The sequence below is a fragment of the Chryseobacterium endophyticum genome, from assembly GCF_056333165.1.
The window spans coordinates 634,307-657,460 of record NZ_JBWGXE010000001.1 but is presented as its reverse complement, the minus strand read 5'-3'; the positions used below and the strand labels follow the sequence as shown (position 1 = coordinate 657,460).

At 39.6% G+C, this 23,154-nt stretch carries 20 protein-coding genes; 12 read left to right on the top strand and 8 right to left on the bottom strand.

All coding sequences use genetic code 11. From position 1 onward, the window contains the following. Window positions 1-22 precede the first annotated feature (22 nt). The 7 genes from AC0N32_RS03155 to AC0N32_RS03125 all read right to left on the bottom strand — a co-directional run bounded on the left by AC0N32_RS03155 (window position 23) and on the right by AC0N32_RS03125 (window position 7,069). Window positions 23-2,116: a T9SS type B sorting domain-containing protein gene (locus AC0N32_RS03155; RefSeq protein ID WP_476392418.1), complete on the bottom strand. Its 2,094-nt coding sequence runs from the start codon at window positions 2,114-2,116 to the stop codon at window positions 23-25. A 30-nt stretch (window positions 2,117-2,146) separates the two neighbouring features. Then, a complete protein-coding gene (locus AC0N32_RS03150; RefSeq protein ID WP_476392417.1) occupies window positions 2,147-2,755 on the bottom strand; it encodes a hypothetical protein in 609 nt (202 codons plus the stop codon). Window positions 2,756-2,844: 89 nt separating this feature from the next. Further along, window positions 2,845-4,080 carry an MFS transporter gene (locus AC0N32_RS03145; protein ID WP_476392416.1) on the bottom strand — a complete coding sequence of 412 codons (1,236 nt, stop codon included), beginning with the start codon at window positions 4,078-4,080 and terminating at the stop codon, window positions 2,845-2,847. Window positions 4,081-4,173: 93 nt separating this feature from the next. Next, window positions 4,174-4,536 (bottom strand): hypothetical protein, encoded by a 363-nt coding sequence (locus AC0N32_RS03140; RefSeq protein WP_476392415.1) that lies wholly within the window; start codon window positions 4,534-4,536, stop codon window positions 4,174-4,176. A 69-nt stretch (window positions 4,537-4,605) separates the two neighbouring features. Further along, window positions 4,606-6,105 (bottom strand): GH3 auxin-responsive promoter family protein, encoded by a 1,500-nt coding sequence (locus AC0N32_RS03135; protein ID WP_476392414.1) that lies wholly within the window; start codon window positions 6,103-6,105, stop codon window positions 4,606-4,608. Between the two features lie 117 nt (window positions 6,106-6,222). Further along, complete coding sequence (locus AC0N32_RS03130) at window positions 6,223-6,489, bottom strand: hypothetical protein (protein WP_476392413.1); 267 nt, start codon at window positions 6,487-6,489, stop codon at window positions 6,223-6,225. A gap of 187 nt (window positions 6,490-6,676) precedes the next feature. Further along, the gene (locus AC0N32_RS03125; protein ID WP_476392412.1) at window positions 6,677-7,069 is read right to left on the bottom strand and encodes a hypothetical protein; all 393 of its coding nucleotides are present in this window, start codon (window positions 7,067-7,069) and stop codon (window positions 6,677-6,679) included. A 243-nt stretch (window positions 7,070-7,312) separates the two neighbouring features. Here AC0N32_RS03125 and mfd point away from each other — a divergent pair, with 243 nt between their 5' ends. From mfd to pth, 7 genes are all read left to right on the top strand, one after another. Further along, complete coding sequence (gene mfd / locus AC0N32_RS03120; RefSeq protein ID WP_476392664.1) at window positions 7,313-10,681, top strand: transcription-repair coupling factor; 3,369 nt, start codon at window positions 7,313-7,315, stop codon at window positions 10,679-10,681. Window positions 10,682-10,833: 152 nt separating this feature from the next. Further along, window positions 10,834-11,625 carry a hypothetical protein gene (locus tag AC0N32_RS03115; protein WP_476392411.1) on the top strand — a complete coding sequence of 264 codons (792 nt, stop codon included), beginning with the start codon at window positions 10,834-10,836 and terminating at the stop codon, window positions 11,623-11,625. A 20-nt stretch (window positions 11,626-11,645) separates the two neighbouring features. After that, window positions 11,646-12,458 (top strand): hypothetical protein, encoded by an 813-nt coding sequence (locus tag AC0N32_RS03110; protein WP_476392410.1) that lies wholly within the window; start codon window positions 11,646-11,648, stop codon window positions 12,456-12,458. A 2-nt stretch (window positions 12,459-12,460) separates the two neighbouring features. Continuing rightward, complete coding sequence (locus tag AC0N32_RS03105) at window positions 12,461-13,210, top strand: hypothetical protein (RefSeq protein WP_476392409.1); 750 nt, start codon at window positions 12,461-12,463, stop codon at window positions 13,208-13,210. 54 nt (window positions 13,211-13,264) lie between these two features. Further along, window positions 13,265-14,119: a hypothetical protein gene (locus AC0N32_RS03100; RefSeq protein ID WP_476392408.1), complete on the top strand. Its 855-nt coding sequence runs from the start codon at window positions 13,265-13,267 to the stop codon at window positions 14,117-14,119. A 102-nt stretch (window positions 14,120-14,221) separates the two neighbouring features. After that, on the top strand, window positions 14,222-15,154 hold the full coding sequence (locus tag AC0N32_RS03095) for a hypothetical protein (protein WP_476392407.1): 933 nt from the start codon (window positions 14,222-14,224) through the stop codon (window positions 15,152-15,154). Window positions 15,155-15,243: 89 nt separating this feature from the next. Continuing rightward, complete coding sequence (gene pth / locus AC0N32_RS03090) at window positions 15,244-15,807, top strand: aminoacyl-tRNA hydrolase (protein ID WP_476392406.1); 564 nt, start codon at window positions 15,244-15,246, stop codon at window positions 15,805-15,807. A 27-nt stretch (window positions 15,808-15,834) separates the two neighbouring features. Here the strand turns inward: pth and AC0N32_RS03085 are convergent, their stop codons facing one another. After that, window positions 15,835-16,266 carry a hypothetical protein gene (locus AC0N32_RS03085; protein WP_476392405.1) on the bottom strand — a complete coding sequence of 144 codons (432 nt, stop codon included), beginning with the start codon at window positions 16,264-16,266 and terminating at the stop codon, window positions 15,835-15,837. A 332-nt stretch (window positions 16,267-16,598) separates the two neighbouring features. On the opposite strand from AC0N32_RS03085, the gene AC0N32_RS03080 reads away from it, so the two are divergent. From AC0N32_RS03080 to AC0N32_RS03060, 5 genes are all read left to right on the top strand, one after another. After that, entirely contained in the window at window positions 16,599-17,225 is a 627-nt protein-coding gene (locus AC0N32_RS03080) for an NAD(P)H-dependent oxidoreductase (RefSeq protein WP_476392404.1), read from the top strand. Between the two features lie 30 nt (window positions 17,226-17,255). Next, complete coding sequence (gene nadB, locus AC0N32_RS03075; RefSeq protein ID WP_476392403.1) at window positions 17,256-18,827, top strand: L-aspartate oxidase; 1,572 nt, start codon at window positions 17,256-17,258, stop codon at window positions 18,825-18,827. Window positions 18,828-18,841: 14 nt separating this feature from the next. Beyond that, the gene (gene nadC / locus AC0N32_RS03070; protein ID WP_476392402.1) at window positions 18,842-19,702 is read left to right on the top strand and encodes a carboxylating nicotinate-nucleotide diphosphorylase; all 861 of its coding nucleotides are present in this window, start codon (window positions 18,842-18,844) and stop codon (window positions 19,700-19,702) included. 210 nt (window positions 19,703-19,912) lie between these two features. Beyond that, window positions 19,913-22,612, top strand: a complete 2,700-nt coding sequence (locus AC0N32_RS03065; protein ID WP_476392401.1) for a TonB-dependent receptor — start codon at window positions 19,913-19,915, stop codon at window positions 22,610-22,612. 98 nt (window positions 22,613-22,710) lie between these two features. Beyond that, window positions 22,711-23,142, top strand: a complete 432-nt coding sequence (locus AC0N32_RS03060) for a hypothetical protein (RefSeq protein ID WP_476392400.1) — start codon at window positions 22,711-22,713, stop codon at window positions 23,140-23,142. The last annotated feature ends 12 nt before the right edge of the window (window positions 23,143-23,154 follow it).

The following is a 23,154-nucleotide window of genomic DNA, read 5'->3' as shown; positions in this document are numbered from 1 at the left end:
TTTTACTTCACTATTTATTAGTTTAATCTCTGTTTTTTACCATCACCCATCCTGAGAATTTGAATGGTGTATTTCTTTTGTCGTTTTCGTTCCATGTAACGGTATACCAGTAGGTTCCGGTAGGCACTTTTTTACCTCCTGCGGTTCCGTCCCATTTATATCCGTTATACTTATCTGCCTGACCTACTTTCACTCCATATCTGTCGAAGATGCTTAGCACCAGGTTTTGCTTGCTGGCTAAAGCAGAATAGTCGATCATATCATTTACGCCATCTCCATTAGGAGTAATGACATTGACGAGATTAGGAACAACGACAGTTATGACAATCGGGTCACAATCGTATCCGTCTTTTACGTATATGGTATTATCACCTCTGGCTACATTTTTGAATTCGTTCGAATCCTGCCAGTTGATCCCGTCAATAGAATATTTGTAAGGAGCCGCTCCTCCGACTACATTCACAGCAATCGTATTGTTGGTAATGTCAACACTGGAAATTACAGGCTGCTCGGAAGCATACACTTTTACGGTTTGTCTGGTAATACAATTTCCTGTCTTCAGTTCCACCCAATAGGTCCCTACGGTAACATTACTGATTGAAGAAGTTGTGGCACCGGTGCTCCACTTATATCCGTTAAATCCTGGGCCTGCATCTAAAGTCGTAGTATCTTCCATGCAGATTATTTTATCTTCCAAAACATTAGAATAAACAGGAGGAAGAACTATCAGGTCTACTTTGGCAACGGCATAACATCCGTTTGAATTAATTACCTTCACATACACAACTCCGGTAGGAGCAACATAGGTCTGGAAATTCGAGATGATATTTGTTCCATTCACGGCATCAGCAACGGAAGGGTAATATTCTTTCGTCATTCCCGTCATGCTGGTCACTGCTGCTGTGGTAAGATTGAACGTGGCCATAGCAGGACTTCCTTCAATAAAACAAGATCTTAATACAGCATCATTTACCGTTACAATCGGATAGAAATTCAGGGTAATCTGAACAATTTTAATACATCCGTAGGAATTGGTTGCTCTTACAAAGGCAGATCCTGCAGCAGATGTATAGGCATAAGGCTCTGTAATTTCATTAGTTTCCAAGTTGGCATCATTCAGTGACGGATAATATTTCAATGTGAGACCAGTTGTATTGCCGATGGCGGCAGAAGTAAGATCATACAGTGCCGTTCCGGAATTATTGTTACTACAAGATGTAAGCGTTGCAGGATTGAGCGGGAAAGACCTGTCGGTAAAGTTGATCGTCCCGTATTCTCTACACTGGTTCAGGAAACTCGTCGGACTTGTAGGATCTATATAAGCAATTGAATACGTGTAGGTCGTCGTTGGATTAACAGGAATCGGTGTTGTTATTGCATTGATATCATCAGTAGCATCTGTTCCGGTCCTGAAATACTTTACGATAAAGTTGGGATTACCATTTAATATTTGTGTACTCAACGTCGAGAAATCAAAAGTGAAAGGATTTCCGCAGACATCGATTTTTCCGTCATGATTCGGGCCTGGCTCTACAAATGGAAACGGCTGGTGTATTTGCGCGGAACCATTATCAAATGGTGTAAGCAATGTTGCAGTTCCTCCAAATGTTAATGAAAAAGGAGCAACAGTCGGAGAGAAGTTATTTAAAAGCAGGTGATATACCTCTCCCGGAAGAACATTAATATATTTAACAAAACCGTCACCTCCTGCATTTTCGGAAGTGTCTGTCGATGTCATATTTAAACCTGTAAGAACACCTGAAGCGGTATTCGCAAAAGAACATCTTAACGGAGGAACGTTTAGATTTGCACAGTTGTGATTAGGACCGTAGAGTGCAAAATCATAATCTGTCGTATTAGATGCAGGTGAAATAACAAAAGTAAGTGTTCCTGCAGTCTGAATACTGAAGGTCAGCCAGATAGAGTTGCTTTCCCCGGACAGGCATGATCCTGTAGAACTCTCAGATTCATCATAAATTCCAGTTCCTCCCGGTGTAAGGGAAATGTTGGCATTGCTACAGATCGGAATCGCATAAATACAGTCCTGCGGGCCGGGTGATTGTCCGAAAACGCTGCAGCTCACAAAAAGTAAAAAAAGAAGTAGATAATTTCTCATAGGAATCGTTTAAAATTAAAAATTCTTAAATTACTTGTTTCCTGCAATTAGCGCTACCCCCCAATTCACTGAGGCAGTACCTTCTGACTTCTGAAATCCAGCAGAAGCTTTTTCGTAGAATAATTTTGCCTTTGCCTGATCATTTGATCTTTCTGCAAGTTTGGCATTTAAAATTGCCAATCTTGGATTGTCCGGAGCTGTCGCTTCAGCTTTTGTAACCGCCTGATTAATAGCATCAAGCTCTTTCTTATCTTCCTTAGCTCCTTTCATCTGAAGCTTCTGAAGACTGATAAGACCCAACAACAGGTTTACTTCACTGCTATCCTGCTGAGTATGTGCAGCATCAGCATATTTTCTTGCTAAGCTGTTTAAACCTGATACATCCAAAGAAGGATTCTTTTTAAGTTGCAGCTCTGCTTTCATATATGTAGCGACTGCTGCGTAGTAAAACGCTTCCCATTTTTCCGTTGGTTTTGTAGAAGTAAATTTGGAAAATTTCTGAAAAGCGCTTTCATAATCACTTTCTGTCTTCGCACTGTTTACCTGCGAAACACTTTGTTTGAAGTCTTTTTCACTAAAGCTTTGCGCTTGTAAGCAAAAGCCTACTACACAAAAACAAATAAGTAGAGTTTTTTTCATGTAAGGGATTTTTATATTACAAATATAAAAAATTATTAATTTTAAACTAAAGTTTTTGAAATTAATTTAATAAATGAATATTTATTGTCCTAATATTGCATTTTTCTTAATTTCGGATTTGTACTTCCTACCACCAAAGCAATAAGTACGGTCATTGCTCCTCCAAAGATCACGGAACGTACTACACCAAGCAACTTTGCTGATAATCCGCTCTCGAACTGTCCCATTTCATTACTCGACATAATAAATATCGAATTGACACTCAATACCCGCCCTCTGATATTGTCAGGCGTCTTCAATTGAACAATCGTCCCCCTGATGACAACAGAAATTCCGTCCAGCATGCCACTGATCATTAAAAACATGAAAGACAGCCAATACAACCGCGACAATCCGAAGCCTATGATACAAAGGCCGAACCCTGTAACCACAGCCAGCAGTATTTTACCCTGATTCTTTCTCAATGGAATGACTGATAAAATCGTAATAATGCACATAGATCCTATATCTGAGGCTGCATTCAGAAGCCCGAAGCCTTCCGCGCCAACTTTCAGGATATCTGTCGCATACACAGGGATCATTGCTACAGCACCTCCGAAAAGCACGGCAAACATATCAAGACAAAGAGCTCCGAGAATTTCTTTCGTCTTAAAGATGTAAGAAATCCCCTCCCGCATACTTTCTATAACGTTAATTTCCTCTTTTTTGTATTCGGAATGCTGTTTATTTAATTGAAAAAAGAATAACGACGCTAAAAAGATCAGTGAAATAATGACAACCAAAGTCCATCTTACGCCAAAATAGCCAATAAGAAATCCACCCGCCGCGTGCCCGCAAACCGAGGAAATAAGAAACGTTGCCTGGTTTAAAGTGACGGCATTAGGAAGATTGTCTTTTTTTACAATTTTAGGAATCATGGAAGGAACAATCGGGCCGATGAATGCCCGGGCAATTCCTGTAAAAAAGATCACTCCATAGATAAAATAAGTGATCTGATGTCCCGTAAAATGCATTTCCACGTTAAAAAAAGCGGGAATCAGCAATAACCCGATTAAAAAGATGTACGCATAATTGCAGATCAGTAACAATCTTTTCTTTTCATTCATGTCGATCACATGCCCGGCATATAGGGCACAGCTTACTGCAGGAATCACTTCCGAAAGTCCGATGAGACCAATGGAAAAAGGATCTTTTGTGAGCTGATACACCCACCACCCCAACAAAGTGGCCAGCATTCTGAAAGCGAGGACAATAAAAAATCTTCCCGTAAGAAGGTTTCTGAATTCGACATTTTGTAATGTCTGTAACGGGGTAAACGAAATCATCTCACAAAAATAGCCTCAAATATCAATTCAAGGCTACTTATATGGTATTTTTTTAAATGAAAAATTTATGGCTATCAAAAGACAGAATCTATTTTAGTCTGCCCTTGACGCGCTTATGACCAAAGCGGCTACTCCCGCAGCACCGATTACGACACCTGCCGTATTGATTTTAGCCTTTCTGCTGTCTCTTACCGCAGCAACATTGGATTTAGGAATGGTTACAACTGTACTGTCTTTTTTGCCGGCAGTTCCGATGATATTATCTCCTTCTACGTTACGGAATAACATTTTCTGGCTTTTGGAGCCATCCCTCATCATTACCGTATACATTCTTCCTGCTTCCAGATTAGAATAATCATTTTTCGCAGTATCCATACTATATTTTGTGGTGGCACAAGATGAAATTACAAATAACGACGTTAATAAAGATGATTTTAAAAGTACAGATGCTTTCATTATTATTTTTTAGTTTTCCAAATTTATAATTTTTTTCGAATATATGTTTCCGGAATTAAAAAAATATGCCTAAAGTTTATAAATTTCCAATAATTCTGCAATTTTTCTGTCATTTGCGAGTCTCGGTATTTTATTCTGTCCGCCAAGTTTCCCTTGCGATTTGGCATATTCCTGAAAAGCATTTTTTCTCAGATTGGCAATCTGCAGCTTTTGAAGAATATTTCCTGAAATAAGATCATCATAATAAGAATTGCGCTTTCTCAACTGGATATCGAGTTCATTTTTAAATAATTCCAGATCTTCAGGTTCTTTTTCAAATTCAATGAACCATTCATGATATGGAAGCCCCTCGTTAGGACTTACATAAGGAGCAAGATGGAATTCCGTGATCTGTGCAGGATATTTTTCCAGGGTCGCCTTTAAAGCTTCTTCTACTTCATAAGCAATGACATGCTCGCCGAAAGCAGAGGTATAATGTTTTGTTCTTCCGCTCACCAGAATCCGGTGCGGGTTTTTATCAATGAATCTCACGACATCTCCGATAGAATACGCCCAAAGTCCCGAATTGGTCGTTAAAATCAAAGCATAATCCTTGTGAAGTTCAATCTCTTTTAAAGTCAGTCTCTTTGCATCAGGCTTACCATATTCTTCCAGCGGGACAAATTCATAGAATATCCCATGATTCGTTAAAAGCAGCAAACCTTCTTTGGTATAATCATCCTGGAAAGCAAAAAAACCTTCAGACGCAGGAAATGTCTGTACAATATCCACTTTACCTCCCAGAAGCTCCTCCATTTTATCGCGGTAGGGTTCATAATTAACTCCGCCGGTGACAATCAGCTGAAGCTTTGGGAATATCTGCTTTATTTTCTTTCCATGTTTTTCAGACAGTTTTTCAAAATACATGATCAGCCACGGTGGAATCCCGGAAATAAGCGTCATGTTTTCCGCTTCGGTTTCTTCTACGATCTTGTCGACCTTGGCTTCCCAGTCTTCCATTACATTGGTTTCCCAGCTTGGCAGCCTGTTTTTTTGCAGATATTTCGGAATGTGATGCGCCACAATGCCTGAAAGACGGCCTGTTTTTATTCCGAAAACTTCCTCAAGCTCTGGGCTTCCCTGTAAAAAGATCATTTTACCGTTTACAAAATCGGCATTGTTTTTTTGAGCGATATAATGAAAAAGAGCACTCTGCGCGCCTTTTACCTGATATGGCATTCCTTCCTTAGAGATGGGAATATATTTTGAACCGGAAGTTGTTCCCGAAGTTTTGGCAAAATATTCGGGGATATCCGTCCACAGAATATTAGCCTGTCCTTTTTTTACCCGTTCGATATATGGCTTCAGATCTTCATAATCTGAAATTCTTACTTTCTGCTGAAAATCGGAAACGGAGGTTATATTTTCAAAATCATGCTCCCTCCCAAAAAGAGTTTTTTTAGCGGTGTCTATCAGGGAAAACAATAATTTTTCCTGGTTTTCCGCAGCATTTTTTTTGAATTCTTCAGCTTCACGCACATGCTTTCTGGCCCACAGCAAAGCGATATTTTTCTTTAGGAAGTTTAACATGCTTCAAATTTATAAAATAACTGAGGAATCTTTCCTACCATATAATAAAAAAACCGGCGGGATGAGTATCCACCGGTTCTCGAAATTTGATTATGAAAATAACAACTATTGTTGAGTTTACTTGTTTACTTTGTACCTCTTGTCTGGGGTACCATCTTTTTTCAGCTTCTTGTTTTCTTTATATCTTTTGTCTGGCGTACCGTCTTTTTTCATTTTTGTATTTACAGGTGCGGCATCACTTTTAGCTTTTGCAGCGGCCGGTTTTGCTGTTTTCGTAGCTTTTACAGTCTGCGGAGCGGTATTGGCATTCGCCGGAGCGGTTTGCTGGGCTGTTGCAAAGCCAAGTCCCAAGACGATGGACAATGCAGATAATAAGTTTTTCATAGAATTTGTTTTTTGCTGTTTTGTTGAGTCAAAGGTAGGTAAAAATGTCACTTAAAATTTGTATTTCAGAAACTTAACTAAAGTTTATCACAGCTTAAAAAAACATTAAATCGTAATATACAATCATTAAAAAACCTGCTTTCCTTATTGAAGAAAGCAGGTTCTAACATCATGTATGAAAAGTTGGTTATCTCGTGCAGTTAGCTCTCCATGATTTACCATCCTTTATATATAATATTTTTAATTCATTATTGTCGATTCTGATGTAAGATGTTGCGGTAGACCCCACCATTACAAGTGTGTTATCTCCCTGTTGGTTGAACTCAACCCCGTTCAGATCGGGAATTCCGTTGGAAAAAGCGAAGTTGTATTTGGTCCCGCTGGCAATTTTGGTTACAAATACACTCCCGTTGTCGATGTTGGTGTTTTGATCTCCGTCGGTGTAGCCGATGCTACCTTTGTAAGTTCCGGCGAAGAAGTCGTTGTTTGCCGGATCGTCGTCGTCGCTGCAAGATGTAATGGTCGTGACTACAAAGAACATGAGCATGAACATTCCTAAAATTCTGATTGCTTTTTTCATAATAATTATTTCTTTTAATTTTTGGTAGTATTCACTTTTCAAACAATGTGCCATTCAAAAAAGTGAAATATTTTTTAACTTTTTAGGGATGATTTTAATGAATTTTATGATTTAAAAGGCTTTTTAAGAATATCATGCAAAAGCACATTTCTTCTAAAAGATTAATATGTTGTATCTTTGTATAGATCAAACGGTTTCGGAAAACTCCCGAAATCGCTTTTGCCGTTTATACAGAATTTATTTATGCAGTTAAAAACCATCAGCGAAAAGCTTCTTCCGGATTTGCTTCAGAAAGAATTCGGAAAAGAAATTTTCAGTCAGCTGGACCAAAACCAGCATCTTTCCGTAAAAGGGAGCGCGGGATCAGCAGTATCTATCTTCGCAGCAGAGCTTTTTCTTACCAGCAACAAGCATTTACTTTATATTATTGATGATAAAGAAGATGCCCTGTATGCCAGTACCGAAATGGAAGATCTTCTCGGGAAGGATAAAGTACTATATTTTCCGGCAACACACCTTGAACCTTACCAGGTGGAAAAAACACAGAATGCAAATTTGGTGTTAAGGACTGAAGCTATTAATAAAATCAATTCGGTAAAATCCCCAAAAGTTATTGTAGCTTATGCAGGAGCTTTGTCGGAAAAAGTGCTTAAAAAAGAAGATTTCAAAGCAATATCACATCATATCAGAGTGGGAGACCAGCTTGATTTTGATTTTGTGGACGAATTGCTGAACCACTATAATTTTCAGCAGACCGATTTCGTTTCGGAGCCCGGGGAATTTTCGGTACGGGGAGGGATTGTAGATGTATTTTCCTTTTCCAATGAAAAACCCTACCGTATTACGTTCTTCGGAAATGAAATAGAAAGCATTAAGACATTTGATATCGAGAGCCAGCTTTCTATCGATAAGGTAAAAGACTTTCAGCTGGTTTCGAATATGAATTTTACCGTAACCGGAAGCCGGGTTTCCCTGTTGCAGCTTTTACCTAAGGAAAGCCTTGTGGTTTCTAAAAACGGGATCATCGGGATGCAGAAGCTTAAAGCCTTCTACGAAAAAGCCCTGGAAAAATATGAAACCCTTAGTAAAGATATTGCCCACAGGACACCTCAGGAACTATTCATTTCTGATCAGGAGTTTTTATTTGATTATAAAAAATTCAAAACCATTGATTTCGGGAGTGTTCCGATTGAAGGGCTTATCGAGCTTAAGGAAATAAAAATAGACCAGATCCCGCAGCCATCATTTCACAAAAATTTCGAATTATTAATCGAAGATCTGGAAGAAAAGCAGAGCAGCGGTTTTGACACGTGGATTTCTTTTTCCGGAGAAAAGCAGAAAGAACGGCTTGAGTCTATTTTTGAGGAACTCGAACATGAACTTCCCTTTAAAAGTTTTAAATCTGAGATCCACGAAGGGTTTGTGGATCACGACCATAAACTTCTTGTCTATACCGATCACCAGATTTTCGACCGTTATCAGCGGTATAAAGCCAAAAATACATTTGCCAAATCAGAACAGCTTACCCTGAAGGATCTGATGTCTCTTAAAATAGGTGACTATATAGCCCACATTGATCATGGTATTGGTAAATTTATGGGGTTGGTGAAAGTAAATAATGACGGGAAAATTCAGGAATGCTTTAAACTTACCTATAAAAACGGAGACCTGCTGTATGTAAGCATTCACTCTCTTCATAAAATCTCAAAATACAACGGCCCGGAAGGACGTGAAGTGGTTTTGAGCAAACTCGGCTCGCCAACCTGGAAGTCTTTAAAACAAAAAACCAAAGCAAAAGTAAAGCAGATTGCTTTTGACCTGATCAGACTTTATGCCCAGAGGAAAACCGCTAAAGGATTCGCCTACAGCCCCGATTCTTATTTGCAGAACGAACTTGAAGCGAGCTTTATCTATGAGGACACTCCGGACCAGGAAAAAGCCACGATCGATGTAAAAAAAGACATGGAAGCCGATACGGTAATGGACAGGCTGGTTTGCGGAGACGTAGGTTTCGGTAAAACCGAAGTTGCCATTCGTGCGGCATTTAAAGCGGCAACAGACGGTAAACAGGTTGCCGTGCTCGTTCCTACGACCATCCTGGCTTTCCAGCATTACCGAAGTTTTAAAGAAAGGCTTAAAGATTTTCCGGTAAATGTGTCGTACATAAACCGTTTCAGAACAGCGAAACAAAAATCCGAAACCATCGAAGCGCTTAAAAACGGAAAAGTAGACATCGTAATCGGAACCCATCAGCTGGCCGGCTCTTCAGTCAAGTTCAAGGACCTGGGACTGCTGATTATTGACGAAGAACATAAATTCGGAGTTTCCGTAAAGGATAAATTAAAAACACTAAAAAGCAATGTGGATACGCTTACCCTGACCGCGACTCCTATTCCACGAACACTGCAGTTTTCTTTAATGGCCGCAAGGGATTTATCCGTGATTAAAACACCGCCCCCGAACAGGCAGCCTGTAGACACGCAAGTGGTAGGCTTTAATGAAGAAATTATCCGGGATGCCGTTTCTTATGAGCTGCAGCGTGACGGCCAGGTCTATTTCATCAACAACAGAATAGAAAACCTTAAAGAAATTGCAGGCTTAATACAGCGTCTGGTTCCCGATGCAAGAGTGATCACAGGCCATGGACAGATGGAAGGAAAAGAGCTCGAGAAAAATGTATTGGATTTCATGGAGGGCAAATATGACGTACTGGTTTCCACAACCATTGTTGAAAGTGGTGTAGATGTTCCGAACGCCAATACTATTTTCATCAATGACGCGCAACGTTTCGGAATGGCAGACCTTCACCAGATGAGAGGACGGGTCGGAAGAAGCAACAGGAAGGCATTCTGCTATCTCATCACACCGCCGTACGATATGATGACATCCGATGCCAGAAAACGGCTTGAAGCCATCGAGCAGTTCTCTGATTTGGGAAGCGGATTCCAGATTGCCATGAAAGACCTGGAAATACGTGGAGCCGGAGATTTGCTGGGCGCCGAACAAAGTGGTTTTATTAATGAGATGGGGTTTGAAACCTATCAGAAATTAATGCAGGAAGCCCTGGAAGAACTGAAAGACGACCAGGAATTTGAAAACCTGTTTGAAAATGAAGAAGAAAGAAACAAACTCTTTAAAACAACAAAAGACATCAATATAGATACCGACCTGGAACTCATGCTGCCGGATTTCTATATTTCCAACACCGAAGAAAGGTTATTGCTGTACCAGAAACTGGCCGAGATCGACAATGAAAAGAGCCTCGGACAGTTTGAATCTGAATTAAAAGACCGTTTCGGGAATCTTCCTGAAGAAGCCGTCAATCTCCTGAAGAGTGTGAGTCTAAAATGGCTTGCCGCAGAGATCGGTTTCGAGAAAATAGTCATGAAAAACGGTGTGTTTCTGGGATATTTCCCAGGCAACCCTCAGGATAAATTTTATCAGACCAGTAAATTCAGACATATCATCAACTATCTCACTCAAAACCCGGCACAAGCCCAACTGAAAGAGAAAATGGGGAAAGAAGGAAACCAGCTGATGATGAGAAAAGATAAAGTGAATAATGTAGACGAGGTAAACTTCCTTTTAAAATCGATGCTTAAGGTTGATTGACGTAAATTTTTTAAAAATAATTCTAATTTTTTTGACCTGATTACCGGCATTCAACTGCCGGTTTCAGGCAAAGATTATATTTTTTTTGCAATTTTTATTTAAATTTGCAATCGCTTATTATGAAAAAAAATATTTATAATTTACTAATGATCATGATACCTATATTATACATTAATGCACAGGTAGGTATTAAAACAGCGTCACCCAATGCTGTTCTGGATATCAACGGAACAACAACTTTAAGGAAGGAACTTCGGTTAGGCGGCACTTCTTCCACAGTGGGTAACCCCGGACTGAACGGCCAGGTGCTGGTTTCTCAGGGAGAAGGACAGCCTCCCACATGGAAATCCCTGAATGTGCCCCTTGTAGAAACCGGGCAATACAAGCTGACCAATTCGTACCTGTTTTCAGACCAGGCCGGGATAACCAATTTTCCAAATAACGGAGATGGGGTATATAAAAGTAATACAGGAGATGACATCAATAATACGGTTACCGGAAAATGGATAAAACTGGAAGCTTTAAGCAGTTCTATTGAAATAAAAAACAGTAACAACAGAATTACTTATCAGTTCCAGACCGGGGTTGAAATGCAGGCTCCCAATTCATCTGTCATCCAAAGCGTTACCTTTACCTGCGGCGTTTTCAGGAACGAAAAACTTGTCGCTGTGCGTCCCGACAAAATATCAACCAACAACAATACTGAAAAGAATGGACTACAGGATTATATTTTCACCCTGAATTATACCGAACAGAATGTTCCCGCCGGACTTCACGAGATCAGTGTCGCCTGCCGAAAGATCAATCCAACCAACGAGAACAGCAAGTTTGCGATCGGCCGAAACATACCACCTGCTGATCCTTCCAGCCCATCGAATCCCTCGAATCCGTTTATTTTAGAATCTGAATTCAAGATGGATATCATTGAGTTTATTACCTATTAAACAAAAAAGACAAACAACGAATGAAAAAAATAATTCTATTGACAGCCGTTGTCACAGGATATTTAATTTCCGCACAAATAGGAATAAAGACAGAGTCTCCTAAAGCAGTCCTTGACGTCAATGGCGATATGAACCTACGGGGAAAATTATCGGTTTTAAATACATCGAATCAGACAATTACTGAAGGAACCAACGACCAGGTTCTGGTGTCTCAGGGTGAAGGCTATCCTCCCATCTGGAAAAGCCTCCGCATTCCTGATTATGAGCAGAATAAGTTTTTCCTCATTTATAACAATTCTTTCTCAGACAGGGTCGGTGTTAAATTCACCTCAGCCGAGCACTCCACGAATGGATCGACTATATCTTCCTCTTTTGTAAAAAATGCCAACTTCAGCTCGATGAATTTATTTAAAAAAATTCCGTCGTTGTCACAACAATTTGAAGCGTATAGTCAACATAGTAAAGTATATTTTCAGTTCGAAACAGTAGTTCATGCTGATTTCCTGCCAGTTGGAAACACCGATTCCTCAATAGATTACGGTTGCGGGATTTTTATCGATGATAAGTTGGCCAATATGAGACTGGGCAATATTAAGGCAAGCTCAGCGTCTTATCCATTTATTACCCATAACCAGATCGGTATGATCGACAACCTTGCAAAGGGGAGCCATACCATCAGTGTTGCTTGCGCAAGGCTTAAATCTTACAACACGACTTCCACACTTGGAATAGGCATTAATGTGGCGACAAACATCGACAGCTTCATCTCGCAGTCTTCACTCAGAGTTGATGTTTACGAAGTTCCTCAAGTGTTTAACACCATCATCAATTAAATATGAAAAAAATATTTACTATCATTTTAACGACATTTTTTATAACATCAGAGGCACAGATAGGCATTAAAATCGCAAATCCCGTGGGAACTTTAGACATTAACGGAGACCTTAACCTCAGAAGCTCACTAAGGGTAGGCGGCACAAATGATGTGAAAGGAGACCCGGGTGTAGCCGGAACCATTTTTCACCATAATTCATCACTTCAGGTAAACGACTGGAAAGAAATAAAAATTGCCGACGGCCAGGGAAGCATGTCAATGTTTTTCGTTAATACGCGATCGGACCAGAATGGTGCACAATTCATTTCACCAAACGGCTCTACAAGCCCATACGAAGAAAACCTGACCCTCGACACCAATGTATGGGCTGTATTACAAGGAACACAAGATACTTTTTCGGTAAGTAATCCGGTTAATAAAATTGTCTTCACCTTTCAGACCGTCGCGCAGAAAACTCAGAACGGAAATTCTTCCATCAGCTTTGCCTGCGGGATTTTTGTTGATAATAAACTAAAGGCCGTAAGAACAGATGTCATCTTGGGCGCGGAAGGATCTTATAAGATTTTTAATCTGAATGCAACATTAGCAAACGTTCCTCCCAAAAATAATTATTCGGTAAAAGCAGCCTGTACCAAAAGAAATTTAAATTCAGGAAAACTGGGAGTAGGAGTTCCGGTGAACACCACATCCCTCAACACAGATATGTCACAGTCTATACTTACTACGTCTGTACTTCAGTCTTATCAATAAGTCTTTTCCACCTTCAAAGAAAATCTTTTATATTTGGAACTAAATTAATAACGTATGATCAAAAAGTATCTTTTTTCATCCCTTGCCGCAATAGCGCTGGGTTTTACCATTTCGTGCGACAATACCACGGAGGATCCGCCTAATCAGAATAATGGCAGTTCGGGAGGAGCAGCTACCATCACAGGACCAAGAATTTTAAGTAAGATCACAAGCGGAAATACAGCCATGGAAGAATACATTACCAATGCGGGAGTTCTCTCTCAGGCATTTATCAGGGATGTAGGAAGCACCAATACGCTTACTGCTACGATAACGTATTCCGGAAATAAAATCGCTACCATCAAGTATCAGGACAATGTTACGCCCCATGTTGTAGACAATACATACACCCTTTCTTACACCGCCGGCAAATTATCAGGATTTACGATGGACCAGACCTTAATGGCATTCAGCAACCACACTGACTGCACGGTTTATTATGATGCGAACGGACAGCTATACAGAATTGTTGAAAAGAAAAAAATGGGAGGCAGTGCTGACTACACCCATTACATTGAAAGCAAGTTTACATTCTCAGCAGGAAATGTCGCAAGATTAGATTACACCACCATGCTGATGAACGGAGCAAACCCCGATCCTTCGACTTCCAGCCTGGTGTCTTATACGTACGACAATTATGATGCAAAGATAAATCCATATACCACCTTACCAAAAGAATATTTTATGATTACGGGTACACTGTTCCCGATTAATTTTAATTCACTGTCATTCAACAACGTTGGAAAAATCACGGCACAGAATCCTGCCGCCCCGCCAATCAGTATACCGAAAGGATACCTGTATGATTCTCAAAGTTATCCGGTTTCCGATCAGAGCCAAATGATAAAATATGTATATAAACCGCTATAAGTACAATTTATGGTTAATAGTTTTATCGGAAAATGAATTAAAATATGATTTTTATTCAAAAAAAAATTATATTTGTGGAAAAATAAATAATCCCACTTTGGAATGAAAAGACTTTTTTATTTTATTTTGCTTTTAGCTGGTATATCTGCCATTCACTCATGTAAAGACCTGGCAGATGAAGACGGAAATCCGCTTCTTGACATCAATGAAACCAGCGGACTGAACGGTGCCAGAGCACTGTACAGAGAAATTACAGACACTGATACACTGGCAACATATTATTACAATGGCCTTCAAATGTCACAGGTGACGATGAGAAAAGCTTCTGTTGCCGACGTACAGTACAGTGGTAATAAAATCAGCAGGGTTACCTTTAAGGGTTTTCTTGATTCGGATAATAACGGTACTCTTGATCTGGACAGTACTTCCTACGAGCAGCAATTCATGTACGGAAGCACTGGAAGGCTGGAATCTGTTTCTGAAAACCGCTCGGTATACAACAGAACTCCGGGCACCCCTCCTACCGTTCCTCCGGGACCATGGGTACTCCTTAGAAAGTCTAAAACACTTTACAAACTGACATACAGCTCTACAACAGCAAAGCTTAATAAAATTGTCATGGAAACCGGAGACGAAGCTCCCGGCACCCAATTCGCCTATACGAATTTTTCGGAAACTACCTATGAATACGCCGGAGACAATGTATCGAAAGTAGTAAGAAGCTATGGCCCAATGTCGGGAGGCGTACATGGGACAGTCAATACAAAGTATGCGTATGAATTCACAAATTATGATTCTCAGATCAATCCTTTTACGCTGCTTCCTGTAGAATATAAGATTTCAAGAATCTTATCCACCGAACAGAATGATATAGACAGCTGGATATTATCACCGAACAGCCCCGCAAGAAAATCGATCACCGATCTTATCCCGGTTGTTCCCGTAATAAACATAACCTCTACCAATTACAACTACGATGCCCAGACGTATATGAAAAAAGGATATGGCATCAACTACATTTATAAGCCTTTATAAGAATAATCTTTAAAATAAATATTAAACTCAATCTTTTCCAAGGTTGAGTTTTTTGTTTGAATACCTTAATTTTGCAGAAAATTTCCCGAATGAAATATTTAATCGTAGGCCTCGGAAACAAAGGTGCCGAATACGAAAACACACGACATAATATAGGATTTAAAGTAGCTGATAAAATCGCGGAAACGCTGGAAGCACCCTTTCAGACCACTAATTTCGGATGGATGGCAGATGGTAAATATAAAGGCAGAAGAGTGTTGGTATTGAAACCGGACACTTACATGAATCTCTCCGGAAACGCCGTACGATATTGGATGCAGAAAGAAAACATTCCTTTGGAAAACGTGCTGATCATTACGGATGACCTGGTACTGCCATTCGGGACACTGAGAATGAAAGGTAAAGGGTCTGACGCCGGCCACAACGGACTGAAAAATATCAATGAAGTTCTCCAGACACAAAACTATGCCCGGCTGCGATTCGGAATTTCGGCAGATTTCTCGGAAGGCAGGCAGGTAGATTATGTGCTCGGAACCTGGAACGAGGAAGAAAATGCAGCCCTTCCCGAAAGAATTGAAAAATTTTCAAAAGCCAGTCTTTCGTTTGTCTTTGCAGGAATTAATAATACAATGTCTGCGTTTAACGGTAAATAACCAAAACTTAAGACGTATGTTGAGGAGCTATTTTCTGTAGACATTGATACCCGTTATGATCCTATTTTCAAGAAAGTTCTTTTCGGAAGGGGTAAAACGATAATTATGTTCCTGCTCCGAGAATTCCAGGGGAGTGGTCGGTGAATCGTCAGGTTTCCACTTCAGAATCATCGTCACTTCTTTTGCGGAGCCCGGCTCTTTATCTGAAAAGGTAAAAGATGTGCTGGGCAGCGGATCATTACGATCTTCCTTAAATTCAGATTTTGATGTTTTAGGCTGCATCTGGACCATATCTTTTAACAAAAGGGAAAATGGTTTTCCGAGATATTTCTCTTTATTGGTTTCAAACCTTTTGGCATAAGCCAGGGTATCGCTCACAATCTTTTTACCGGAAACCTCCTGAGATTTTGCAGCACCGAAGAAGAATAAACAGAAGAAACAAAGGATCTTTATATTCATGTTGAAGATAAAATTTAATATCAAAAGTACGTATTTTAAAATCTCCACGACCTCCCGCCGGCTATTTTAACCAAACATTTTAAACAGTCCTGTATTTATTTAATGCTGTGATCCGGATCATAACATCCGTACTGTCCGGTCATTGCCATTGGGTGCAACCGGTTAAAGCCACAGGCCCGATCCGGTTTATTAGAGTTGAAAATTTACTCTCCGAACTTATAAATCCTTTTGCCGATCTTCATTAAGACGATGTATTTGAGGCAAAACAGACTTTAATTTAAAAATAAATTGCTAAACCGGATTAATTCACATTCAATTCTTAAATTTGTGATATGAATTATTTGGAAGCTTTAAGCAGAAGATATTCTGTGAAAAAATTTAACACCGAAATCATCCCTCCGGAAACATTGCAAAATATCCTGGAGTCCGGAAAATTATCGGCAAGCTCTCTGGGTCTTCAGCCTTACAAAATCATTGTGGCAGAAAGCAAAGAAATGCGGGAAAAACTGATTCCGGCGTTTTACAATCCGTCCCAGATTTCCACATGCTCACACCTGGTCGTTATCATTTCAAAAAAAATATTGGATGAAAGCTACATCAACGGCTATTTCCGTCACATTTCGGATGTGAGAGAAACTCCCATGGAGAAGCTTGATCCCTTCAGAAACAGCATCAGTCAGCATATTAATCAAAAAACACATGATGAAATTTTCAACTGGGCAGAAAAACAGTCTTACATCGTCCTGGCCAATCTTATGTATGCCGCAGCGATGGAAAACGTAGACACTTGTCCCATGGAAGGCTTCCGGCAGGATCTTATCGAAGAAATTTTAGACATAAATCCGGAGACCGAAAAAGTAACCGTCACCCTCGCATTAGGTTACCGATCGCAGGAAGATCATTTCCAGCACATGAAAAAAGTAAGAAAACCAAACGAAAAATTGTTTAAATTTATTTAATTATTTAGACAATTGTCTTAAACTAAGGATATGATAAAAGCGGATGTACTGGTAATCGGTTCCGGAATTTCGGGACTCTCCTATGCCATAAAAGTTTCTGAGCAGCTCCCTGATGCCAAAATAATAATCGTAACAAAATCTGATGAGGATGAAAGCAACACCAAATATGCACAAGGTGGCCTTGCAGTCGTTACGGATTCTAAAAATGACAATTTCGACAAACATATTGAAGACACCATGCGTGCCGGAGACGGTGAAAACAAACGCGATGTCGTGAAAATGGTCGTCACCGAAGCACCCGCAAGATTCAATGAAATCGTGGAATGGGGTGCCAATTTCGATATGAAGAACGGCGAATTCGCATTGGGAAGAGAAGGCGGCCATACCGAAAACAGGATTGTACATCACAAAGATATTACAGGTTTCGAAATCGAAAGAGCTTTGCTGGAAACAGCCAATAAAAGTGAAAACATTGAGATTCTCGACCACCATTATGTCATCGACATCATCACGCAGCACCACGTTCCAGGAAAAGAGCTTAACGAAGGAGACATCCATTGTTACGGCGCCTATATTCTGGATGAAAAATCTAAAAAAATAAAGAAGATCACTTCTAAAATAACACTCGTTGCCACAGGAGGAGCCGGACATGTTTATAAAAACACCACCAATCCCACCATTGCCACAGGAGACGGAATCGCTTTTGTAGCCAGGGCCAAAGGCAAGGTGTCGAACATGCAGTATTACCAGTTTCACCCTACGGCACTGTACAGCAAGATCGACGGCATGCTGTTCCTGATCTCGGAGGCCGTGCGCGGAGACGGTGCAAAATTAAGAACCAAGAGAGGTGAAAAATTTATGCATAAATATGATGAGCGCGAAGAACTTGCCTCGAGGGATATCGTCGCCCGCGCCATCGATGCCGAAATGAAGATTACCGGTGATGAATACGTAGGACTCGACTGCCGTGAAATGAATCACGAGAAATTCCTCGAGCATTTCCCGAATATCTACAAAAAATGTAAAGATGAAGGAATCGATCCTTTTACACAACTGATTCCCGTGGTTCCGGCATGCCATTACCTGATGGGTGGTATTGAAGTCGATAAAGACGGACAGTCTTCCATCAGAAATCTTTTCGGAGTAGGAGAATGTACCAACTCGGGACTTCACGGAGCCAACAGACTCGCCTCCAATTCACTGCTTGAAGGCCTGGTATTCGGTCATAACGCTGCCATGAAAACCGTTGAGCTATTAAAAGAAAACAATTTCAACTTTGATGACCTGAAAGCCGTTCCGGAATGGAATGAAGAAGGAATGAAAATCATGGATGAAATGGTGATCGTTTCTTACCTCAGAAAACAGCTACAGGAGATGATGAGCGACCTGGTAGGCATCGTGAGAAGCAACCGCCGCCTGAATATGGCGCTTCAGAAACATCAGGAAATCGCGGCTGCCGTGAATGAAATTTACCACTACTCTATTCTTTCTCCGCAACTTTCGGAACTTAGGAATTTAACAACCGTTGCTCACCTCATCATTACCCAATCAATGGAAATGAAAGAGAATAAAGGAGCATTTTATAATAAAGATTTAGTCTAAAAGCACTACACAATATGAAAAGACCCGTATACGTCACCGATAAAGCTTTAAAGCAATTCATCAAAAATGCTCTGGAAGAAGATATACAGGATGGCGATCACTCTACGCTGTCCACCATTCCGAAAGATCTTGAACAGAGCGCAAAGCTTCTGGTAAAGCAAGACTGTATCATTGCCGGGGTTGAATTGGCGAAGATTATTTTCAAAACTTATGACAAAAACCTTAAAGTTGAGACTTTTGTAAAAGACGGTGATGCCGTAAAAATTGGCGACATTGCCTTTATCGTAACAGGAAGTGCAAGGTCTATTCTTTCCACCGAAAGGCTCGTCCTGAATTGCATGCAGCGCATGAGCGGAATTGCAACCCTTACCCACGATTGGGATTCGCGGCTGGTCGGTACAAAAACCAAACTTCTGGACACCAGAAAAACAACCCCAAATTTCAGGATTTGTGAAAAATGGGCAGTAGCCATCGGCGGTGGAACCAATCACCGGTATGGTCTTTATGATATGATTATGCTGAAAGACAACCACATCGATTACAACGGAAGCATTACCAATGCCGTAAAAATGGCAAAGGATTACATTAAAAAGAATAAAAAGAAGCTGAAGATCGAAGTAGAAACCAGAAACCTCGAGGAAGTACAGGAAGCTATTAAAGCAAAAGTAGACCGGATCATGCTTGACAATATGGATGTAGCTACAATGAAAGAAGCTGTAAAGCTGATCAACGGCTCCTGCGAAACCGAAGCATCCGGTGGAATAACCCGTGAACAGCTTAAAGAAATAGCTTCTACAGGCGTAACCTACATCTCTGCCGGAGCCCTCACCCATTCAGCAGAAAATATGGATCTAAGCCTCAAAGCCCTCAAATAACGTTGAATTTTTAATAAAAACAAAGGCTTTTTGTTAAAAATTCAATAATGTGATTTTTTTCATATGAAATGTCGATTATTATTCAACACATTGTAAATCAGAAATATAATACTTATTAAGATCGAGTAAAAATTAACATATAGTTAATATTAGTTAAATTTTATTTTACCAATTTTGCAGAAAATTTAAATCTAACTATTACTAACGATTATGAAATTAATCAACAAATCGATGCTAACTGCGATAATTACGCTATCTACAGCTAGTGTCTATTACGCTCAACAAGTTCAGGATACTGTTACTGATACAAGGTCCAAAGATATTGAACAGGTTGTACTTACAGGTGTTGCTGATATCGCGAAAGAGAGAAAAACTCCTGTAGCAGTTTCAACAATCAAAGAAGCTCAGATTGTACAGAGATTAGGAAATCAGGAATTTCCGGAGATCTTATCGACAACTCCATCTGTTTATGCTACAAAAGGAGGCGGCGGTTTTGGAGATGGCCGCTTGAACGTTAGAGGTTTTGACACTAACAATACGGCTGTAATGATTAATGGAGTACCCGTTAACGATATGGAAGGAGGTACTGTTTATTGGTCTAACTGGGCAGGGCTTTCTGATGTAACTTCTGCCATGCAAATACAAAGAGGTTTAGGAGCTTCAAAATTAGCAATTGCTTCTGTTGGAGGTACAATTAATATTATTACAAGAGCTGCGGATAAAAAGAGAGAAGGTAATGTAACTCTAGGCGTTGGTAATGATGGTTATCTTAAAACTTTATTTTCTTATAATACAGGAAAATCCGCAAAAGGCTGGTCGACATCATTTTTAATGTCAAGAACAGCTGGAGCAATGTACATAGATGGATCTGATTTTGAAGCGTACAACTATTATTTTGCTTTAGGTTATCAACCAAATAAAAAACACGATTTCCAATTTACCTTTACAGGGGCTCCACAATGGCATAATCAAACTTTCAATAACACCATCAAAACAGATTTAGATATGGGCGATGGTATATTAGATGGAGTCTTATCTGATAAGCCAAATAGAAAATACAATTCAAACTGGGGATATTTAAACGGTCAGCAATTTTCACAATCTGTAAATTATTATAGTAAGCCGGTTGCATCCATCAACTGGGATTGGAATATTTCTGAAAAATCAAAATTATCTACAGTAGGATATGCTTCTTGGGGTAGAGGTGGCGGAACCGGAATTTTAGGTTCTATTAATGGAAAAGGTATTAATGCTTTACCAAAATCAGCAGATGGATTGATTCGTTTTGATGATATTTACGCTTGGAATACTGGACAGACAGTTGCTGATTTTGGAGCAAATAATAAGACACCATTTGTTGGTACAAGTTCAAACGGTATTACTAGGAGAGCTAGTGTAAATTCCCATGACTGGTACGGAATTTTATCTAATTTCCAACATAAAGTTAATGAGAACTGGAATTTCTCAGTAGGTTTGGATGCAAGATACTATTATGGATATCACCCAGGTCTTGTTACTGATTTCTTAGGAAACAGAGAATACCGCGAAGCAGGAAACTACAATCAATACCCATACTACACGGTGACACAATCATATGCTGCAGAACCTTCAGCGAACCCTTTTGCAGCTGCTGTGAAAGACAAGTCACAGATTGTATACAGAAATTATGATGGTAAAGTTCTTTGGGGTGGTGTTTTTGGACAGTTAGAATATACGAATGATAAAATTTCGGCTTTCGTACAGGGTTCTGCATCTGAGCAGAGCAACCAAAGAATTGATAAATGGGTTTGGGATGGAATATCTGCCGTTCCTACCGGTATATCTACTACACAACAAGGACAAGTGGTAAACCAAAAGACAGAGCAAAAATTCAGATTCGGATATAACGCAAAAGCTGGTGTGAATTATAATATCAACGAACAACATAATGTTTTCGTAAATGTTGGTATCTACTCTAAACAGCCAAATCAAAATGCTATTTTCCCTTATAATTTGCCAACAAAAACATTTGGTTCTTTGTATCAACAGATTGAAAACAAAGATCTAAGAAACGAAAAAGTTTCTTCTGCTGAAGTTGGTTATGGATTCAAAAGCGGAAAACTAAGAGCAAATGTAAATGCATATTATACAGATTGGAAAGACAGATTCGTTCGTGTTACAGGTATTACCTACCCTAATGCTGACGGAACTACCGCCACAAATGGTACTGCAAGTTTGACAGGTGTAAGAGAAGTTCACATGGGTGTTGAATTAGAAACGTTCTACAAACCTTTAAACTGGTTAGAGTTCAACGGAATGTTCTCTTTAGGCAACTGGAAATACAAAAACAACCCAACAGGAAGGATAGCTGACGTAAATGGTGATCCAGTTACAACAAACGGAAAAGATGAAGTTGTTCTCGCTTTGGATGGATTAAAAGTTGGGGATGCTGCACAAACAACTGCTGCAATAGGAGCGACAGTTAAGCCTGTTAAAAATCTTGATATTTTCGGGACATGGAGATATTATGATAATTTGTACGGAACATTTAGTATTAATAATAGCTATATCATTAATGATGGAATTATACCTGCTGCGAGAGCAGAAAAAGGATCTTTAAAAGCACCTTCTTATAATCTGACTGATATTGGAGCTTCTTATACATTTAATTTGAAAAATGGTAGCAGACTAATAGTTACAGCGAATATTTATAACTTATTCGACACTACATATATTTCAGATTTAAGATCATCAGTGAAGAAAACTTTCTCAGATTTCAAAACTGGTTCAAATACAGATGCGCAGGCACAAGCATTGCTAGATGCTTACAATGCAAACTCTAATAATTTCTACAAAGGTCTAGATGTTAGCAACAACGTTTATTTCGGATTCGGAAGAACTTGGGCAGCTTCACTTTCTTACAGATTCTAAGATCTAACTAATAAAACATTAGATTTTATAAATACCAATCCCGGCTTTTCGCCGGGATTTTTGTTATCTTTGCCATTAGAAAAAAGAAAAAATAGACTATGGACTTTTACAACATTTTGCTTAATGCACACAAAGGATTCGGATATCTGGAAATCCTTTTAGTAACATTATTCGTTATTGCTCTTTTAGCAACCATGTTCGGTTACAGTGGAAAAGTGAATAATTTCCTCAAAAAAACAACACTTTTCACGATGATCTTTTTCCATGTACAGTTCCTGTTGGGAATCACCATGCTGATCATCAACTTTACAAAAGGCCTGAATATGGGTGAAATAATGAAAAATGCAGATCTTCGTTTCCAATATGTAGAACATCCGTTTTCTATGCTGATCGCGGCTATTTTAATGACCGTTGTAAACAAAAAAGTAAAAACCAACCCTACGCTCTCTCTGGGAGTAGTGATCATGGGACTGATCGCCGTAGGTTTATTTGCATTCGCGTTCCCGTGGGCCAGAGTCTTCGGGGCATAAATATATTAACAT

Bases quoted from the DNA above. Each gene is read 5' to 3' on its own strand.
- AC0N32_RS03140 (WP_476392415.1), bottom strand. From the start codon at position 4,536: ATGAAAGCATCTGTACTTTTAAAATCATCTTTATTAACGTCGTTATTT.
- AC0N32_RS03125 (WP_476392412.1), bottom strand. From the start codon at position 7,069: ATGAAAAAAGCAATCAGAATTTTAGGAATGTTCATGCTCATGTTCTTT.
- AC0N32_RS03145 (WP_476392416.1), bottom strand. From the start codon at position 4,080: ATGATTTCGTTTACCCCGTTACAGACATTACAAAATGTCGAATTCAGA.
- AC0N32_RS03065 (WP_476392401.1), top strand. From the start codon at position 19,913: ATGAAATTAATCAACAAATCGATGCTAACTGCGATAATTACGCTATCT.
- AC0N32_RS03130 (WP_476392413.1), bottom strand. From the start codon at position 6,489: ATGAAAAACTTATTATCTGCATTGTCCATCGTCTTGGGACTTGGCTTT.
- AC0N32_RS03060 (WP_476392400.1), top strand. From the start codon at position 22,711: ATGGACTTTTACAACATTTTGCTTAATGCACACAAAGGATTCGGATAT.
- AC0N32_RS03155 (WP_476392418.1), bottom strand. From the start codon at position 2,116: ATGAGAAATTATCTACTTCTTTTTTTACTTTTTGTGAGCTGCAGCGTT.
- AC0N32_RS03095 (WP_476392407.1), top strand. From the start codon at position 14,222: ATGAAAAGACTTTTTTATTTTATTTTGCTTTTAGCTGGTATATCTGCC.
- AC0N32_RS03100 (WP_476392408.1), top strand. From the start codon at position 13,265: ATGATCAAAAAGTATCTTTTTTCATCCCTTGCCGCAATAGCGCTGGGT.
- AC0N32_RS03080 (WP_476392404.1), top strand. From the start codon at position 16,599: ATGAATTATTTGGAAGCTTTAAGCAGAAGATATTCTGTGAAAAAATTT.
- nadC (WP_476392402.1), top strand. From the start codon at position 18,842: ATGAAAAGACCCGTATACGTCACCGATAAAGCTTTAAAGCAATTCATC.
- AC0N32_RS03085 (WP_476392405.1), bottom strand. From the start codon at position 16,266: ATGAATATAAAGATCCTTTGTTTCTTCTGTTTATTCTTCTTCGGTGCT.
- AC0N32_RS03135 (WP_476392414.1), bottom strand. From the start codon at position 6,105: ATGTTAAACTTCCTAAAGAAAAATATCGCTTTGCTGTGGGCCAGAAAG.
- AC0N32_RS03115 (WP_476392411.1), top strand. From the start codon at position 10,834: ATGATACCTATATTATACATTAATGCACAGGTAGGTATTAAAACAGCG.
- AC0N32_RS03110 (WP_476392410.1), top strand. From the start codon at position 11,646: ATGAAAAAAATAATTCTATTGACAGCCGTTGTCACAGGATATTTAATT.
- nadB (WP_476392403.1), top strand. From the start codon at position 17,256: ATGATAAAAGCGGATGTACTGGTAATCGGTTCCGGAATTTCGGGACTC.
- AC0N32_RS03150 (WP_476392417.1), bottom strand. From the start codon at position 2,755: ATGAAAAAAACTCTACTTATTTGTTTTTGTGTAGTAGGCTTTTGCTTA.
- mfd (WP_476392664.1), top strand. From the start codon at position 7,313: ATGCAGTTAAAAACCATCAGCGAAAAGCTTCTTCCGGATTTGCTTCAG.
- pth (WP_476392406.1), top strand. From the start codon at position 15,244: ATGAAATATTTAATCGTAGGCCTCGGAAACAAAGGTGCCGAATACGAA.
- AC0N32_RS03105 (WP_476392409.1), top strand. From the start codon at position 12,461: ATGAAAAAAATATTTACTATCATTTTAACGACATTTTTTATAACATCA.